This window comes from Mucilaginibacter sp. P2_A4, from assembly GCF_056405015.1.
Map to the genome: position 1 here is coordinate 199,451 of NZ_JBFUCX010000005.1, position 17,326 is coordinate 216,776.

A 17,326-nucleotide genomic window follows, 5' to 3' on the forward strand; every position below is an offset into this window, starting at 1 on the left:
AATTCTTTACCTACTTTTGAGCCATAGAAAATAAACAAAGCTTAAAAAAATTTAGAACAATGAAAAAAATCTTCATCCTGTTAGCATCAGCATTTTTGTACACTGCTGCATCGGCACAAACAACCTGGACGGTTGACAAAGCACACTCAAACGTTAAATTTACTGTTACTCACTTATTGGTAAATGACGTTGACGGCACTTTTAAAACTTATGATGCTACTATAACTTCAACAAAACCAGATTTTAGCGATGCTAAAGTTTCATTTACTGTACAAACAGCTTCTGTAAGTACTGATAACGATCAACGCGATGGTCACTTGAAATCTGCTGATTTCTTTGACGCAGCAAACAAACCAACGCTTACTTTCACAAGCACAGGTATCTCTAAAACATCTGATAAACATTACAAAGTTACCGGTAACCTTACGTTAGCAGGTGTTACCAAACCAGCTGTATTTGATTTATGGTACCGTGGTACAATTCAAAACCCAATGAGCAAAGCAGATGATGCAGGTTTCCAGTTAACTGGTACTATCAAACGTGCTGACTTTAATTTCGGTAGCAAATTTGGTTCAGCTATGTTAAGCGACGAAGTAACTATTAAAGCTAACGGCGAATTTGCTAAAGCTAAATAATTATAACACACATTAACACTGCGGCGCGCTCATGCAAATGGGGGCGCCGTTTGTTTTAGTTTAATTTTTATTGCGTTGATACTGCACCTTTAATTCCTGTTTTTGTAAATAGTAAATAATTACACTACAAATACCAATTACCGCTACCAGTGCAGCTGCTATAATAACATGTAAAAGCGGTACTTTGTAATTGGGGTTCATTAAAGATTCGGTAACGTTGGGAAGGATGAGTGCAATGAGCGGTAAACAGGTAAATAGCCTTAAAAATCCGAGCTTTTTCATAAACATATTAATATTTAGATTTAGGGAAGCCCCACTGCAGATTATTGATCAATAGTATTGATCGTTAGGTTAAATTGGTTTAGTGACGGCTTACGTTTTCAAATATAGCAGATTAAACACAATAAAAAAACAGCCCTGGTTGGGGCTTACTAAGCATGTATTTTAGCACAAAAATTTTGCTGTTTTGAAGGGAGCAGAAAAAGGTAACCCTTTAGTCGGATAGTAATTGCTTTAAAGTATCAAACCAAAGCTGGTTTTTGGTACCAAAAAAACGATGGTCTACAATGAGGTATATAACATTGATGTTGTCACCTTCTCTGTAGCGTAATCTTAAAGGCTGGCAAAATATTCCATTGTTTTTAACCAATGATCGTTTATATACGTCATCAAACCCCAGGTATATTTGCTCTAGTTTATTAAGTGGAATATTTAAGTAATTATAGCCATCAATAACCAGGCTATTATTGGTCAGTATAATTTCACCCTCACGATGGTGAGGCGGAGGTGTTAAGGAGAAAAGAGATCCGGCCTCGTCAATTAAAGTAAGCGATGAGATTTCATAATCATAGCTCCACATGGCCTTGCCAATTTGTAAAATTTGCATTGATGTAATGTAGAATTAATAATCGACAACTGCAATAGCTGCCGGTGTATTAACGTAAGCATAGTATAAATCCATATATTTGATGTGCGAAAATGTTTTTCGTATTATAATTAGTATGGCTACAGAAGTTAAATGCCCCAGTTGTGGTTTTGGTTTTCCGATAGAGGAGGTGATGGCCGAGGAGTATAAAAAGGAGCTCAGGCTTAAAATGCAGGATTATACCCGCCAAAAGGAGGAAGAGTACCGCAAAAAAGATGAGGAGTTTTTAAGTAAGGAACGGCAGCAAAAAGCGGAGTTTGAACAACGCCTTAATACCGAAAAAAAACAATTAGAACTTTCGCTTGAAGAAAATCTGCGCAGATCTATCAGCCAGGATTTCGAAAACCAGGTGGTGATGCTGAAGAACTCGGCACTGGAGAGCGAGGAGAAACTGAAATTATCCCGACAAAAAGAGCTGGAGTTTTTGCAGCGTGAAAAGCAACTTCAATTAAAGGAAGAAGAGTTGGAGCTATCTGTGCAGCGCCGGTTACAGGAGCAGCGTAACGAACTGAGCGAACAAATACGTAAACAAGAGGCCGAACGGCACAGTATAAAAGATACCGAATACCAGCTAAAAGTAAAGGAGCTTGAAAAGCAATTGGACGACCAGAAGAAACTGGCCGAGGAAATGAAGCGAAAGGCCGAGCAAGGCTCCATGCAATTGCAGGGTGAGGTACAAGAGTTGATATTAGAGGAGTTGCTGCGCAACTATTTCCCGTTTGATTTGATAAGTGAGGTGGGCAAAGGGGTACGTGGTGCCGATTGTGTACAAACGGTACGTAACCAATTTGGGCAAGAGTGCGGCCGCATTATTTACGAAAGTAAACGCACCGCTACATTTGGCGCCGATTGGATAGATAAGCTTAAAAAAGATATGCGCGGTATTGGGGTTGATGTAGCTGTAATAGTTACTCAATGCTATCCAAAAGGTATGGATTGCTTTGGCGAGAAGGATGGTGTTTGGATATGTAGTTTTGATGAGGTAAAAGCAGTATCCTACATCCTGCGCGATGGGATAATTAAGCTATCAAACCTGGTAAAATCGCAGGATAATAAGGGCGATAAAATGCACCTGCTATATGATTATTTAACCAGCAGTGAGTTTTCTGAACAATGGAAAGCTATCCGCGAAGGGTACATGAGTATGCGCCTGTCTATCCAGAAGGAACGCGATGCTATGGAAAAAATGTGGAAATCGCGGGAGAAACAACTGGATAAGGTTTTACTGAACGCGGCCCATATTAAAGGGAGCATTGAAGGCATTGCCGGCAGCGATACCATACAGCTCAATTTAACCGATGATGAAGATGCCCTGTTGCTTGAATAGGATTTGATTTTCTATATATGCGGGCGAGGAAAGGTATTAAACTGTATTTTAAGAAGTATATTAGCATAAAGGTTATGCTGATTATAATTAATAATTGAAGGAAATATATTCAAAATCGGGCGAGTTTTTATTGGGACTTAAAGAAGTGCAGGAGGACTTTTTATGTGTCCCCAGGCAATTTTCTGAGTATACAGTTTATTTTATCCCGCACGGAAAGGGAACTTTTCATGCTGATTTTGGCGCCTTTGTGTTTACCGGTCCGGTGTTGTTGTTCTCTACGCCGCTGCAGGTGGTTCATATTGAGGAATGCCCCTCCATAAAAAGTATCATGCTGCAGTTTCATGGTGATTTTTATTGCATTGAATACCACCGGGAAGAGGTTTCCTGTAACGGATTGCTGTTTAATAATATTTATATTGATCCTGTTGTAGTACTTACGGATAAGGAAGCCAAAGTGTTTGATTTATTGTTAGATGAGTTAAGTGAGGAGTTTAACCAATCTGCTCCTTCAGAAATTGTATTACGGGCCTTTCTGCAACTTTTCCTGGCCAAATCAAGCAGTATCAAAATAAAAGCCATAACCAATCAAACGGACAAGGTTGAAAAAGATGAACTGATGGAAAGGTTTAGGCATTTGTTGGATGAGCATTACCTTGATATGCATAAACCCTCGGATTATGCGCAGCTGCTGGCTATGTCGCCAGGTAATTTTGCCCGGCGCAGTACCCGGTATTTTCATAAATCGCCATCACAGCTGATACAGGAACGCCTCATTCTCGAAGCCAAAAAACAACTCCATTTAACCCGGCAAAGCATCAAAGAAATAGCTTATAATCTCCAATTTCAGGACGAGTTTTATTTTAGCCGGGTTTTTAAAAAATTCACAAAGGTATCCCCCCAAGCGTTTCGCGATAAAACAGGCATCTCCATTGTGGCCGATTTGTCCAAGTATTAGCCGTAAACGTCCATGTTTGCGGGCTTCATACTGTTGTAAATTTGATCAACAAAAAACAACAGTTATGAAAACTTCCATTATCAATACCATCGCCAATTTAGATCAGTTAGGAAAAAAGGTGATACGCTTCGGCATTGTAATTATCTTCCTTTGGATAGGAGGACTGAAATTCTTTACCTATGAAGCAGATGGCGTTGTGCCATTTGTAGCTAACAGTCCATTCATGTCTTTCTTTTACAATCACCCCGGCGAGTATAAAAAGCATATGAATAAAGAAGGAGAGCTTGTACCAGCAAATCATCAATGGAATATTGAAAACAACACATACGGCTTTGCTCAGGGGCTGGGAGCTTTCCTGGTGCTATTAGCCGTTTTGGTGGCATTGCATAAAGTTGCACCGCTGCCAAGCATGATAGGAAGCATCCTTGTTTTTATAGTGACGCTGGGTACGCTATCCTTCCTGGTGACCACCCCCGAAAGCTGGGTGCCGCACTTAACAGATCATCAATGGGGCTTTCCGTACCTGTCTGGCAGAGGGCGGCTGGTAATTAAAGATATCGCGATACTTGGCGGGGCCATCATTACCATGAGCGATTCTGCAAGGCTTTATCTAAGTCGCCAAAAAAACAAGTAATTATCAATTCTATAATACAGAAATAATCATGAAAACCATAAATGTGCCTAACCGCGACCAGGTGAGTGCTGAATCGCAGGTGTTATTTGATGCTTTAAAAAAGCGTGTTGGCAAGGTGCCAAACCTTTATGCAACCATGGGGTATTCGTCAAACGCCCTAAAAGCATTTCTGGACTTGGAAGAAACCTTGAGCAAAGGGGTATTTACGCCAAAGGAAAGGGAGGCTGTAGCGTTGATCGTATCTGAAATAAACGGTTGCGCTTACTGCTTAGCCGGCCATACCGCGCTGGCATTGATGAGAGGGTTTACAAAAGACGAAACCCTTGCCATAAGAAGAGGCCAAACGGAAGATGCCCGGCTAAACGCGATCATCCATTTGGCTCAGTCTATAGCCGAAAATAAAGGCAAAGCAGACGAAGAATTATTAACCGCCTTTTACGATGCAGGTTTTGACGAAGGTGCTTTGATGGAACTAACAGGTTTGATAGCGGTAAGGGTATACACTAATTATGTATATGCTTTAACAAAGATCCCTGTTGATTTTCCTGCTGCCGAGCCTATAAATTAATAATGGGATGAGCTTATCAGGAAAAGAAAGGTTAGGTATGGCTAGCCAGCTTTTTGAGGTTTTGAAATAATATAATTACATCCGGGTTTTTGTTTTGCTACCAGATCTTGTTTCTGAGCAAAAGAAAGGTGCGGATTTTTGTTGGCTATGCCTGTTTGCGTCAAAAGATAATTGATTCATTGTCAGTCTTTAATCTGTTTATTTCTGTTTGCTAAAATGGAATATTTTGATTGTTAGATTGTTAAAGGTTTCCATAGTTCCAGATGGAACACAGAGTACAATTAAAAATCAATCTGATCGGCGATATTCTCTTTTTTAAAGGAAATCCTTAAACCATAACCTATTCAGGGGATGCCAGCTGCCTGATATCCACAAGAAACCAACTTTTCCACAATGCCCTAAAACCGCAGGCAATGCATTAACTTTACCCGATTAACAAAAGGAGTAAACCGCTTGGCTAAAGATACTACCAAAGAAACCCCCTTAATGCAGCAATATAACGCCATAAAGGTGAAGTACCCCGGTGCTTTGCTGCTGTTTCGCGTGGGTGATTTTTACGAAACATTTGGCGAAGATGCCATTAAGGCTGCCGGCATACTGGGCATTGTACTTACCCGCCGTGGCAATGGTGTGGGCACTCATATTGAGCTGGCAGGTTTCCCGCATCATTCGCTGGATACCTATTTACCCAAGCTGGTGCGCGCAGGGCAACGTGTGGCTATCTGTGATCAGCTGGAAGACCCCAAGACTACCAAAACCATTGTTAAACGTGGCGTTACCGAACTGGTAACACCCGGCGTGGCCACCAATGATAATATACTTAATCAAAAGAGTAATAATTACCTGGCATCGCTGCACTTTGAAAAAAATACCATCGGCATTGCCCTTATAGATATTTCAACCGGCGAGTTTCATACGGCACAGGGTAACAGCGATTATATTGATAAGCTGCTGCAAAGTTTTTCGCCCTCAGAGGTGATCTACCCCAAAAGCCGTACCCGCGATTTTAAGGAGAGCTACGGCGATAGATTTTATACCTACGCCCTTGATGAATGGCCTTACAGCGGCGATTACGCTACCGAAACGCTGTTAAAACACTTCGGCGTAAAATCGCTTAAAGGTTTTGGCATTGATAAGCTTAACCTTGGTATAATAGCGGCAGGAGTGGCCATCCATTACCTTAATGAAACTGAGCACCGTAACCTGCAACATATCTCTGCCATAGGCAGGATTGAAGAAGACAGGTATTTATGGTTGGATAGGTTCAGCGTACGCAACCTGGAGCTGGTAGGCTCTACCAATGATAATGCCCTTACCCTGGTTGATGTACTTGACCATACCTGCTCGCCCATGGGCGCCCGTTTGCTGCGCCGCTGGATTGTAATGCCACTTAAGGAGATAAAACCTATCAACGATCGCCTTGGTGTGGTGGAGTACATGATTGAACATGAAGAACTCCGCGAAAATCTGCAAAACAACATCCGCCAGATTGGTGACCTGGAAAGGCTGATCTCCAAGATCGGTTTGCAAAAGGCCAACCCACGCGAGGTTTGTCAGCTTAAAAAAGCGTTGATGGCTATTGGTGTTATCAAGAAGATTGCCGAAACTTCAAAAAGCCAGCCATTACGCGCAATAGGCGAGCAGCTTAACCCCTGCGTGCTCATCTGCGAAAAAATAGAACGCGAACTGCATCCCGAGCCTCCGGTAATGATCGTGAAAGGTTCTGTGATGAACGAGGGTATTAATGAGGAACTCGACAGGCTGCGAAAAATAGCTTTTGGAGGTAAGGGTTACCTGCTGGAGATTCAGAAACGTGAAGCAGAAGCTACAGGCATTCCCTCGTTAAAAGTATCGTTCAATAACGTATTTGGCTACTATCTGGAGGTTACGCATAGTCATCGTGATAAGGTGCCTGCCGAGTGGATTCGTAAACAAACACTGGTAAATGCCGAGCGTTATATTACACCCGAGCTAAAAGAATACGAAGAACAAATTTTAGGTGCCGAAGAAAAGATCCTGGTGCTGGAAACACGTTTGTATAATGATCTGCTTTATTCACTTGCAGAGTATATTAAACCGATACAACTAAATGCCCAGCTGATAGCCCGCTTGGATGTGCTGCTTAACTTTGCTACCATAGCCATCAAAAATTACTATGTAAAGCCGGAGATGAATGAAAGCCGTGTGCTGGACATTAAAGGCGGACGCCACCCGGTAATAGAAAAAAACTTGCCGCTGGGTGAAAGTTACATTACTAATGATGTGTTCCTAGATTCGGAAACACAGCAGATCATCATTATTACAGGGCCCAATATGGCGGGTAAATCGGCCTTGTTAAGGCAAACCGGCTTAATTGTTTTAATGGCCCAGATGGGATGTTTTGTGCCTGCTAAATCGGCTTCGATTGGGCTGGTAGATAAGATATTTACAAGGGTAGGCGCATCAGACAACCTATCATCGGGCGAATCGACCTTTATGGTGGAGATGAACGAAACAGCCAGTATCCTGAATAATATATCAGACCGGAGTTTGATTTTGTTAGATGAGATCGGTCGTGGTACATCTACTTATGATGGTATTTCTATTGCCTGGTCCATTGCCGAATATTTGCATAATCACCCTGCTGCCAAGGCTAAAACATTATTTGCTACCCACTATCATGAATTGAACGAGCTAAGCAATACTTTTCATCGTATCAAGAATTTTAACGTATCGGTAAAAGAGGTTGGTCATCAGATCATATTCCTGCGTAAGCTGGTACCGGGTGGAAGTGAGCACAGCTTTGGAATACACGTAGCCAAATTAGCGGGGATGCCTCAAAAGGTATTGACCCGCGCCAACGAAATATTAAAGAAACTGGAAAACGAACGCACAGGCGGCGAGCATATTAAAGAAAGCATCCGTAAGGTGCAAAAACAAGCCGTACAGATGCAGATGTTCTCTATAGATGACCCGGTACTTGTAAAGATTCGTGATACACTGAATAATCTTGACGTAAATACGCTGACACCTGTAGAAGCTTTAATGAAGCTGGATGAGATACAAAGGGTGATTAAAAGTTAGATGTGCTGATAATAAAGCTTTGTCATCCTGAACGATAGTGAAGGATCTATTCTCCACTATGCTTCTTCGCCCTGTGTAGTCTGCGAATAGATCCTTCGTATCTCAGGATGACAAAAGAGTGGAATTTCATCTGCACATCTAAAATCTGCAAACCTGCACATCCCCATGTGGATATGTTAAAAACATCCTCCTTATTCACTCGGGCTTAAATTCTATTTTTACTGCATGACCAAACATCGCCTCTTTTTATACTGCATCGTTTTGTTTTTTGTACCGGTAATTTTAACTTCCTGTCATTCGAGAAAAGCCGCTATGCGGGGGCAACCAGGCGAAGTAGTTCAGCCTAATGCCGATATCGCATCCAAATACGCTGAGATCATGGGCGTAAGCAAAAACGATATAGAAAACGGCAGATTATATGCGTTTATTGAGCAGTGGATGGGTACCCCCTATAAATTTGGTGGCCTGGATAAGGATGGGGTAGATTGCTCCGGACTTGCTTTTTTGTTAGAGCAACAGGTGTATGGTATCACCATCCCACGTATGACCAGTAAGCAAATCAACGTTATTAAGCGTAAATATGAAGAAGAATTGAAAGAGGGCGACCTGGTTTTCTTTGATTTTGATGGCAAGCAATTTAGCCATGTAGGTGTTTACCTTCAAAACGGATATGTAGTTCATGCAAGCTCAAGGCGTGGGGTTATCATCGTAAAACTCAGGGATCCTTCTTTATACAAATATTTTTCCAGGGCGGGCTCTATTGATGAAGTGAGCGTGTCGACAAATTAGTGAAAGGTGAAATAAATTGGGCAGGTAATTTAGCGTTTTGTCCTTAATCTTTCGTCTTTGCTCCTTAATCTTCTGATCTTTGTTCCTTAATCTTCCAGTCTTTACTCTTTTGATGTAACTAATTTATTTTCAGTGTGTCTTTTGGTTATGGATCAGTATTTGTAAGTTTATATTAACTAACTTAACTTGTCATGCCAACTTTTAAATTATGGCTATTTGGTTCGCATAGGCGCTATCTAACGCTTTATGTGCTTGCTGTAATTATGTTTATTTCGGCATGCGGAACTGTCAAGAAAACGGAGCGGCCGGTAGTGAAACCAGATTTTAACAACACAGCAAAATAATATCCATAATACTCAGAAACTGCCTGAAACGCAACAACACCATGCCATTGCGAGCACAGCGTGGCAATCGCCAACTGTGCTGATTTGCCCTGTATAAAGCCTGTGATTGTTTCGTGCTCACCTATTGCAAGTTATAAAACTGAAGTCGTCCTGAACTTGTTTCAGGATCCCACAGGACAGGTGGACCGCATGAAGTATACTTAGAATTGGGGTGCTGAAACAAGTTCAGCATGACATGGTGGAGATGTCATTTTCCTTTCAATGTCCCCCGGATAATAAAACTCGTGACGGTCTATTTTTTTATTTTTAGATAGCAATAAGAATGTGGTAATTACAAACTACATTAAAAATGAATATTTTTGCATCGTTATGTCAAATCAAAAAGAAGAATACTCATTCTGGTCAAAGTATAAAAAGTTTGCAGGGAACGAAATTTTGCTCTACCTGGTTATGATTATAGGTATCATACTCGGCATCGTTATATTTAGTTATTTTTAATCAATGTAACATTGCTATTGTCCGTTTCGCTGATAGCCTGGTAAAAATCCACAAACTCCTGGTACATATCTTTATTGTAGGTGCCATCAATTACCTGCAGCTTACGCTTATATATCAGCTGATCGCCAATCACAACGGCCGATACAGAGAATTTTCCAAAGGGCTTGTCAATGGATACACTTGCCGGTCGCATGTCAACATGGTAGCCCTTAGGCAGGGTGTAACTAATTTCATCTTCATCAGTATAGCCCCTGTTGATATAAAAAGCGTTATGCCTGTTATGAACTTCCCTGGGTGCCCCGTCTGTACGGTTAATGGCATTAGCTAAAAAATCTATCTTACCGTTACTTGCAGATCCATAATCAGGCGCACTTAGCTTTATAATTTCTGTGGCTACAGGGTTAATACTTTTATCCTGTTTAAATTCAAATTTTTCAATCTCGAGGTTATTTATCGGATATTCTTTTTGAAGGCTTTTCACCTGGTCTTTTGGCGCTTCCTGGATGATATATTCGCGGTTATCATACTGTGTGCCTTTAAAAGTAGTAAGCATATTCCCTGTTAACATACCATCTGCATCGATGGTGAAGCTGGCTTTGCAATGTTGTACGTTATCCTGGGCTGTGTATTTAGGTGTGTGCAGCAGTTTACCGCCTTCGGGTGTGCAGGCTAATACATAACGGTCATCGGTAAAATCACTTAAAAAACCAAAGGGGATTTGCTGGCTTGTGCATTCCAGAAAAGTGGTATCGTTTTTAAATGGCAGGCATAATATAACATGGTCAAACTGGTTCATACTGGCAAAATCCTTCAGTGGACCCTGCTTACGTGAACCCGATTTTACAATGCAATAATAGGAGTCGATATTAACGGCATTAAGCAATGCCTGGGTATAGTTCACCAGTGCTTTACAGTCGCCGTAATTTTGCTGGTCTACATCGCTTGCCAAAAACGGCTGATAACCGCCAATGCCAACCTGTACACTTATGTAGTGTGTTTTGCCCTGCATGTATTCATAAATTTTTTTGGCTTTCAATTTAGGATCGGTAATACCGTTAGTGATCTCCTTCATCCGCTCGTTTGTTGACATCGGGAGCGTTGTGCGGCTGGCGAGCAATTTATCATATATCCATTTACCCATCCCATTCCAATCATTAAATGACCCGGGTACACCAAGGTATTCAAATTTTTCGGGGGCTACTTTTACCCTGCTCAAATATTTATCTTGATTGGGGCTGTATGGCTCTTCTTTTATTGCTTTTAAATTGGTTAACTGCCATGTATAGGTGTTTTCTCCCAGCTTATTGGTACCTGTAACCACACCAACCGGTACATTTAACTCTTTATACCTGATCTTGAAATCGGGTTTACAGCTGAAAGTATAGGTGCTTTTTTGAACGGCTACTCCGGTTGATGAATTAGGTACCCAATCACTGAAATTGAGTGATTGTTTTGATTTTATATCATATTCATAGGCCACCGTATAGGGATAATCCGATACTGCCGGGTTAAAATGTTTAACCTTGGTATCATCAAAAAGTGTTGACCGGCTTACCGCGTCAACATCCTCAAAGTCGCTTTCAGAAAATTTACCTGTGGGCTTACCAAACTGGTTGTATACTATTCCTTTTATGCCTTTTATAATATTGGCTTTGTCATGAAACACAACTATTTCGGCTTCGTCAGCGCCATTTTTGTTTAATATGGTTATAGCCTGTTTTATATGATAAAAAGTATTATCAAGATCTTTCACCTCAATATTAAGTTCCTCATTACGCACAACGGCGCTGGCATAGGGTAACAAATCCTTTGGTATCAGTGATACATCATAATTTTCCTGTGCGCCGGCGCTTATATTTAATGCCAGGAATGATAACAGCGTTACAAATACTTTCATTATTTTTTCTTGAAAACCATATCGGCTTTTTGGGTAAGGATGATCTTATTATAAAGCTCTTTTAAGTAAGGGTACTCCTCGGATGTGTAAATAGGTTTGGTAAACTTAGTGATGTTCGAGAACGTAAATGTATTGCCCATACTTTCAAAGCTGCTTGCATACATGCCTCCATTGCCCGGCATTTTAAAAGCTATTGACTGTGGCGGGGTTTCAACAGTATAAGCATCGGGCAGGTGCATATTTAGTATTAACCGGTTATCTGAGGCCATTCCCCAATCAACAGGGTAATCTCTTTCGGCAAGCTTGAATGGATTGGTTGTAATTTTATCCCATAAAAAAGGATTAAATACCAACCGGTTATGGTTCATGTTATCAAACGCGTCAATTTCAACTTCAAAGGTCTCTCCAAGCGGCATATCAAGGCTATCAAGGTTTGATATGCTTGATTTAAGGATCTTGAGTTTGGGTAATTTTTCGTCCTGGTTTTCAACATATTCATCAATCGAATTGAACTTTTTAATTGCCTGGCGTTTTAAGTAGCCATCATAACCAGAATAATAGTTGGATATGGTGCCTTTAAGCTTACCATTATCAAGCAAAGTAAGGTCCAGTGATTGTGTTGTTGACTCCTTCTGCAGCCCGCTTAATTCAATCCAGTACGATGGTTTATCTAAACTGATCACCCTGCCTTTATCATTTAGGCATTTGAGCGGTAGTAATCCAAATGATAGTAAGGGATCGGTGGCATCAAGCAGGTAACTTTTATCGCCAATATTAACTTTAGCTATTACGTAATTAAAATCATTAATTACCGGGTAAAGCATATTAATATTGCCATTATTACGGGTTGATAAAACTACTACTTCTGTGTTTATATCTGCCGCCCTTAAGGCTGCGGCAAGGGCCAGGTTAATATCGCCAATGGTACCGGTATGTGCTTCATATGCCTTTTTTATACCGTCAGGACTATAAATGGTGGTAAGATCATTCCATTTAAACCATTTTTGAAGGTAGGCGTAAATGGCTTTGGCCTTTTCCAGGTCATCTGTTTTTCCAGCTATTACAGCGGCAATCCTATCTTTCATCAGCTCCTTACGCTTAAACTGGGATCCGAAGTACTCATTGGTTTTAAGCTGATATTCAATATCTTTCCATGTTTTTGAAACAACAGTTTTTGCACTGGTGTAGGGGTTGGTCCATTCAACCTCATCAAAATATATAGCTGCCAAAAAGTTCTTGGGCGAGGTCATATGGTCCTCAATTACAAAAGCAGGGATATCTTTCATTTCGTACACTATTAACGAACAATCGCATTTAGCGCCGTGAGATGAAAAGCATTCCCGTTCAATCTCCGATGTATTGTTTGAGAGTTTTAAACTTCCGCGCAATATGGCATTAAACGTCCAGAATGCGGGGATATGTACCTCGTACTTTGACCGCGCCTTGGGTATAAAATCCTGAAAATCCCAATTTCTGAATTCGTCAAGGTAAGGTGATATAAGTTTATATCTGAAATCAATTACACAACCTGGCCGCAAAGCTGGTAAAGCAAACTTCACAGTACTTCGGTACTTATGATCCTTTACAGTATATACTTTTTTTGCATCAAATGGTGCACTTCGCATAAGGCCATCATCATCCTGGTAATAAGTAGTGCCAACTATTTCTTCAACTTCTTCTGTAGTTTCATTATTACCGCTATGTTGAATAGGTATCTCGATGGTGCCACTTTCAAGTCCTTTTTTATCAAAGATTTTGATCCGGGCATGATAATTGAAAATTAGTCTTACATGGTCGTCCCCGGTAATATCAATTCTGCTTTTACCAAACTCATTTAAAAATAAGGCATGGGCCGATGTATCTTTTGCGTATTTTTTTAGGCTGAGGTCTTCGGTGGTTACACTTTCTTCAAAATCCTGAGCGATTGCAAAGTGTTGAATACCAATAAATAAAATAGTAATAAGGAGTATTTTTTTCATGCAATAATTGCGATAATTAGGATGGTTTTAATTTAATACATAAAACCGAATATTATTTAAATTAAAAAATTTATTCTGCTGATTCTTTTTAAGACATTTGCGACCTTTACAGTATTACTGATTTTTTACCATGAAACTAAAATTAAAACGTCCGCTTGCCTTTTTCGATCTTGAAACTACGGGCACCAATATAGGGGCCGACCGCATAGTTGAGATATCTGTTATTAAGCTGCAGCCTGATGGTAGCGAAGAAGTTAAAACGTGGCGCGTTAATCCTGGTATGCCTATTCCGTTGGAATCATCATTAGTGCATGGCATTTATGACGAGCATATACAGAACGAGCAGCAATTTGGCGCCCTGGGCCAGGCCATTGCCGAATTTATTGGCGATAGCGACCTTGCCGGCTACAATTCCAACAAGTTTGATATCCCTATGCTGATGGAAGAGTTTTTGCGTGCTAACGTTGCATTTACTTTGGATAATCGCCATTTTGTGGATGTGCAAAATATATTTCACCAGATGGAGCAGCGCACACTTAAAGCCGCTTACCAGTTTTATTGCGATAAAAAAATAGAGAACGCACACTCGGCCGAGGCTGATACCCGCGCCACCATGGAAGTTTTGCTGGCGCAGATTGAGCGCTATGAAAATATGCAATGGGAAGATAAAAAAGGCAATATCACCGTTCCGGTTGTGGGCGATGTAGAGGCTTTGCATAAATTTACTAACTTAAGTAAGCCGGTTGATTTTGCCGGCCGCATGGTTTATAATGAGCAGGGCGAAGAAACCATCAACTTTGGCAAGCACAAAGGCAAAAGAGTGGAAGATGTATTAACTGCCGAGCCGAGCTATTATTCATGGATGATGCAGGGCGATTTTCCTTTATATACCAAACGCAAGCTGGAAGAGATTCACGCCCGTTGGAATGCTAAAAGAAATGCGGAACGCCAGGCAAAAAATGCTGCTCAACAGCCAAAGCCTGCCGAGCAAACCCAGGCTCCAAAGCCGGAAGCTCCCAAAGCGGATTATCCTAAAAAAGAGTTTCACAAGCCCGATCATACCAAAACTCAATATCCACCCAAGCCATTTAAAAAGAAGGATGAACCTGCTCAACCTGTAAATGATGATATGCTGGCCCAGCTGGCATTGAAATTTAAAAAAGGGTAGTGTTTAATTTAGATTTGAGATGTTATAGTCTGTCTAAAAATAAAAAAAAGGTCGTCATTGCGAGGAACGAAGCAATCTCCCCATAGACAGATCGACCTTATGAGTCCCTCTGTGCAGCTTAGAGATTGCTTCGTGCCTCGCAATGACGCGTGGATATATGCTTCATTAGAAGTCTAACAATATTTAATAAATTATTTTTAGACAGCCTCTTAGATATGAGACTTTTTAGGAAAGTACAATTTCATTAATTCAAAAAGCCCCATATGGGGCTTTTTGAATATCTCATATCTCCTTCAAAAAATCAATATTTCTTTTTAGCCCTGCAAATTTGGTACGCTTTACTGCCGAGTTTTTGAATACCTTTTGAAAAACATCCTGGGTCATGTCCTGCCAGTCGGTGGCTTTTAAATTAAGCAGGTCGGGGTGTGGGGCAAATTCCGGTTCAGTGTTTAATATGGAGAAACGGTTCCAGGGGCATACATCCTGGCAAACATCACAACCAAACATCCAGTTGTCCATTTTGCCTTTAAACTCCGGTGGAATCTCGTTTTTAAGTTCGATGGTAAGGTAAGAGATGCACCTGCTGCCATCAACTACATAAGGGCCTACAATGGCATCTGTTGGGCAGGCATCAATGCAATTGGTACAAGTACCACAATGATCCATAGTTGGGGCTATATCATATTCCAGTTCCAGATCGATGATCAATTCTGCCAAAAAAAAGAAAGAACCGGCCTTTTTGTTTAGCAGGTTGGAGTTTTTGCCTATCCAGCCCATGCCAGCCCGTTTGGCCCAGGCCTTATCTAATACCGGTGCCGAATCAACAAATACCCGGCCTCCAACTTCGCCAATCTTCTCGTTAATGAGCTGTAATAGCTGCTTCAGCTTATCTTTTATAACGGTATGGTAATCTATACCATAGGCATATTTTGAAATTTTGGGTGCTGATGAATCGGTTTGTTTATTATCTGTATAGTAGTTAATACCCAATGAAATCACAGATTTAGCACCATCCACCAACAGCCGCGGATCAAGGCGTTTGTCGAAATGGTTTTCCATGTATTGCATTTCGCCATGCATGTTTTTTTTTAACCATGATTCTAACCGGGGGGCTTCTTCTTCAAGAAACTCTGCTTTGGATATACCGCAAAACAAAAAACCAAGCTTTTGGGCTTCGTCTTTAATCAACTGGCTATATGGTTTTCTGTTTTGCATATCTGCCACAAAGATACTATAAATTGAAAGTCAAAAAATATACGTGTTCTCAGGGCATTTCAGCTTAAAATGATAATATAAGTGTTAAAATGACGTTTTTGTTAATTAATGGTGTGGTTTTTGTAACTATTGATAAAATATATCGTATGTAAATGCTTAAGCACTTAAATTTCCTGCCAAAACATATCTTAGGTTTACACGCTGTTGGAGAAATCACGAATACAGATTATGAAGATGCGTTGAAACCTTTGATCCATGATCATATTAAAGAAAATGGTAAAATAAATTTTCTATTGGTATTGGAAACTCATATAAAAAATTTTGATGCAGGGGCGTGGTGCGGCAATATAAGTATTGGCCTTAAGTACTTTACCAAGTGGAACAAGTTGGCCATCGTGACAGATCAGCGCGGCGTGCGGGAGTTTAGCCACCTGTTTAAGTATATATTACCAGGTAAATATAAAGGCTACTCCATAGATGAGCTGGACGAAGCTGTTAAGTGGATAGCGGAGAAATAATCAAAGATCCAGCTACTAATTATTAGCCTGCATGAAACACCGGAAGGTGTTTTTTTTTGCTAAAAAATCAAAGTGCCATCATTATCAATAAAGCATTTGATTAATATTCTGCAGCCAATAGGTTCGTTGTTTAAGGTTGCGGGGATAAATGTTCTATCCTCATCATTCAGGGCATCAATGTTTACATTAAAAGTTTTGGAGTAGTTGCCACTGTATATACTTACCTTAAAATAGGCCAGCCGCCCACCCGGGCTAACCAGCAATTCAACCACGGCAATGGAAACATCCCTATTAATATCCATTAGGTTTGCCGGTAATTTAAATAGTTTTAAATAAGGGAGGTATCCATAGTATCTTCCGCCTGGTTTAATGGGTTTAGTGGTGCGGTCGGTATCTGTAAGTTGTTTATCTACAAAATAACGAAGGTTTGAAGTAGTATCTTCCGGGGCCTCGTACAAGAGATCCTTTTTAGTGTAATCGTAATTTTGCAGCAGATGGCCGTTTGGATCATAAAAATGCCACACACCAGTTTTTATATCTTTATCAAACTGACCGCTCGCGATAGCGATTGATTTGTTATACACGGCCTGGTACAAGCCCTGCCTTGTACTTTTGTCGCTTTTTAGCACATGCAGTTTTTCTGTAATATGATCGTTAATTTTATGGCTCCGCTCAACAGTTTCCTGTGAGTAGGCACTGTTTATACAAAATAGGGAGACAATTAACAGGATAATAGTTTTCAATTGTGATATTGATTTTGGGTAAATATAAAACAGGTTGCCATTAATATCAACCATTTGAAGATAATTGG

General features: G+C 40.6%; 15 protein-coding genes. 9 read left to right on the plus strand and 6 right to left on the minus strand.

The window, feature by feature from the left end; genetic code table 11:
• The first annotated feature begins 59 nt into the window (after positions 1-59).
• Positions 60-635 carry a YceI family protein gene (locus AC1DYB_RS11980; RefSeq protein WP_295710942.1) on the plus strand — a complete coding sequence of 192 codons (576 nt, stop codon included), beginning with the start codon at positions 60-62 and terminating at the stop codon, positions 633-635.
• 60 nt (positions 636-695) lie between these two features.
• Here the strand turns inward: AC1DYB_RS11980 and AC1DYB_RS11985 are convergent, their stop codons facing one another.
• Together AC1DYB_RS11985 and AC1DYB_RS11990 are read right to left on the minus strand one after the other, a co-directional pair.
• Positions 696-917, minus strand: a complete 222-nt coding sequence (locus AC1DYB_RS11985; protein WP_295710941.1) for a hypothetical protein — start codon at positions 915-917, stop codon at positions 696-698.
• A 211-nt stretch (positions 918-1,128) separates the two neighbouring features.
• On the minus strand, positions 1,129-1,521 hold the full coding sequence (locus AC1DYB_RS11990) for a hypothetical protein (protein ID WP_295710940.1): 393 nt from the start codon (positions 1,519-1,521) through the stop codon (positions 1,129-1,131).
• Positions 1,522-1,636: 115 nt separating this feature from the next.
• On the opposite strand from AC1DYB_RS11990, the gene AC1DYB_RS11995 reads away from it, so the two are divergent.
• The 6 genes from AC1DYB_RS11995 to AC1DYB_RS12020 all read left to right on the plus strand — a co-directional run bounded on the left by AC1DYB_RS11995 (position 1,637) and on the right by AC1DYB_RS12020 (position 8,896).
• The gene (locus tag AC1DYB_RS11995) at positions 1,637-2,887 is read left to right on the plus strand and encodes a DUF2130 domain-containing protein (RefSeq protein WP_477435144.1); all 1,251 of its coding nucleotides are present in this window, start codon (positions 1,637-1,639) and stop codon (positions 2,885-2,887) included.
• Positions 2,888-2,981: 94 nt separating this feature from the next.
• The gene (locus AC1DYB_RS12000) at positions 2,982-3,842 is read left to right on the plus strand and encodes a helix-turn-helix domain-containing protein (protein ID WP_477435146.1); all 861 of its coding nucleotides are present in this window, start codon (positions 2,982-2,984) and stop codon (positions 3,840-3,842) included.
• A gap of 64 nt (positions 3,843-3,906) precedes the next feature.
• The gene (locus AC1DYB_RS12005; RefSeq protein ID WP_477435148.1) at positions 3,907-4,476 is read left to right on the plus strand and encodes a DUF417 family protein; all 570 of its coding nucleotides are present in this window, start codon (positions 3,907-3,909) and stop codon (positions 4,474-4,476) included.
• A 28-nt stretch (positions 4,477-4,504) separates the two neighbouring features.
• Complete coding sequence (locus AC1DYB_RS12010; RefSeq protein ID WP_477435150.1) at positions 4,505-5,044, plus strand: carboxymuconolactone decarboxylase family protein; 540 nt, start codon at positions 4,505-4,507, stop codon at positions 5,042-5,044.
• A gap of 453 nt (positions 5,045-5,497) precedes the next feature.
• Entirely contained in the window at positions 5,498-8,107 is a 2,610-nt protein-coding gene (mutS, locus tag AC1DYB_RS12015; protein WP_477435152.1) for a DNA mismatch repair protein MutS, read from the plus strand.
• 225 nt (positions 8,108-8,332) lie between these two features.
• Positions 8,333-8,896 carry a C40 family peptidase gene (locus AC1DYB_RS12020; protein WP_477435154.1) on the plus strand — a complete coding sequence of 188 codons (564 nt, stop codon included), beginning with the start codon at positions 8,333-8,335 and terminating at the stop codon, positions 8,894-8,896.
• Positions 8,897-9,724: 828 nt separating this feature from the next.
• Here AC1DYB_RS12020 and AC1DYB_RS12025 read toward each other — a convergent pair.
• The gene (locus AC1DYB_RS12025) at positions 9,725-11,635 is read right to left on the minus strand and encodes a DUF3857 domain-containing protein (protein ID WP_477435156.1); all 1,911 of its coding nucleotides are present in this window, start codon (positions 11,633-11,635) and stop codon (positions 9,725-9,727) included.
• Positions 11,635-13,614: a transglutaminase domain-containing protein gene (locus AC1DYB_RS12030; RefSeq protein WP_477435158.1), complete on the minus strand. Its 1,980-nt coding sequence runs from the start codon at positions 13,612-13,614 to the stop codon at positions 11,635-11,637. The genes AC1DYB_RS12025 and AC1DYB_RS12030 overlap by 1 nt, the downstream gene beginning before the upstream one ends.
• 130 nt (positions 13,615-13,744) lie before the next feature.
• On the opposite strand from AC1DYB_RS12030, the gene AC1DYB_RS12035 reads away from it, so the two are divergent.
• Complete coding sequence (locus AC1DYB_RS12035; protein ID WP_477435160.1) at positions 13,745-14,782, plus strand: exonuclease domain-containing protein; 1,038 nt, start codon at positions 13,745-13,747, stop codon at positions 14,780-14,782.
• A 282-nt stretch (positions 14,783-15,064) separates the two neighbouring features.
• On the opposite strand, the gene queG is transcribed toward AC1DYB_RS12035, so the two are convergent.
• Complete coding sequence (gene queG, locus AC1DYB_RS12040) at positions 15,065-15,997, minus strand: tRNA epoxyqueuosine(34) reductase QueG (RefSeq protein ID WP_477435162.1); 933 nt, start codon at positions 15,995-15,997, stop codon at positions 15,065-15,067.
• 152 nt (positions 15,998-16,149) lie between these two features.
• On the opposite strand from queG, the gene AC1DYB_RS12045 reads away from it, so the two are divergent.
• The gene (locus tag AC1DYB_RS12045) at positions 16,150-16,515 is read left to right on the plus strand and encodes a SpoIIAA family protein (protein WP_295718140.1); all 366 of its coding nucleotides are present in this window, start codon (positions 16,150-16,152) and stop codon (positions 16,513-16,515) included.
• Positions 16,516-16,574: 59 nt separating this feature from the next.
• Here the strand turns inward: AC1DYB_RS12045 and AC1DYB_RS12050 are convergent, their stop codons facing one another.
• On the minus strand, positions 16,575-17,312 hold the full coding sequence (locus AC1DYB_RS12050; protein ID WP_295718139.1) for a hypothetical protein: 738 nt from the start codon (positions 17,310-17,312) through the stop codon (positions 16,575-16,577).
• Positions 17,313-17,326 lie beyond the last annotated feature (14 nt).

Excerpts from the sequence above, each read along its gene's own strand:
- AC1DYB_RS11980 (WP_295710942.1), top strand. The coding sequence starts at position 60 with ATGAAAAAAATCTTCATCCTGTTAGCATCAGCATTTTTGTACACTGCT.
- AC1DYB_RS11985 (WP_295710941.1), bottom strand. The coding sequence starts at position 917 with ATGAAAAAGCTCGGATTTTTAAGGCTATTTACCTGTTTACCGCTCATT.
- AC1DYB_RS11990 (WP_295710940.1), bottom strand. The coding sequence starts at position 1,521 with ATGCAAATTTTACAAATTGGCAAGGCCATGTGGAGCTATGATTATGAA.
- AC1DYB_RS11995 (WP_477435144.1), top strand. The coding sequence starts at position 1,637 with ATGGCTACAGAAGTTAAATGCCCCAGTTGTGGTTTTGGTTTTCCGATA.
- AC1DYB_RS12005 (WP_477435148.1), top strand. The coding sequence starts at position 3,907 with ATGAAAACTTCCATTATCAATACCATCGCCAATTTAGATCAGTTAGGA.
- AC1DYB_RS12010 (WP_477435150.1), top strand. The coding sequence starts at position 4,505 with ATGAAAACCATAAATGTGCCTAACCGCGACCAGGTGAGTGCTGAATCG.
- AC1DYB_RS12020 (WP_477435154.1), top strand. The coding sequence starts at position 8,333 with ATGACCAAACATCGCCTCTTTTTATACTGCATCGTTTTGTTTTTTGTA.
- AC1DYB_RS12025 (WP_477435156.1), bottom strand. The coding sequence starts at position 11,635 with ATGAAAGTATTTGTAACGCTGTTATCATTCCTGGCATTAAATATAAGC.
- AC1DYB_RS12030 (WP_477435158.1), bottom strand. The coding sequence starts at position 13,614 with ATGAAAAAAATACTCCTTATTACTATTTTATTTATTGGTATTCAACAC.
- AC1DYB_RS12035 (WP_477435160.1), top strand. The coding sequence starts at position 13,745 with ATGAAACTAAAATTAAAACGTCCGCTTGCCTTTTTCGATCTTGAAACT.
- queG (WP_477435162.1), bottom strand. The coding sequence starts at position 15,997 with ATGCAAAACAGAAAACCATATAGCCAGTTGATTAAAGACGAAGCCCAA.
- AC1DYB_RS12045 (WP_295718140.1), top strand. The coding sequence starts at position 16,150 with ATGCTTAAGCACTTAAATTTCCTGCCAAAACATATCTTAGGTTTACAC.
- AC1DYB_RS12050 (WP_295718139.1), bottom strand. The coding sequence starts at position 17,312 with ATGGTTGATATTAATGGCAACCTGTTTTATATTTACCCAAAATCAATA.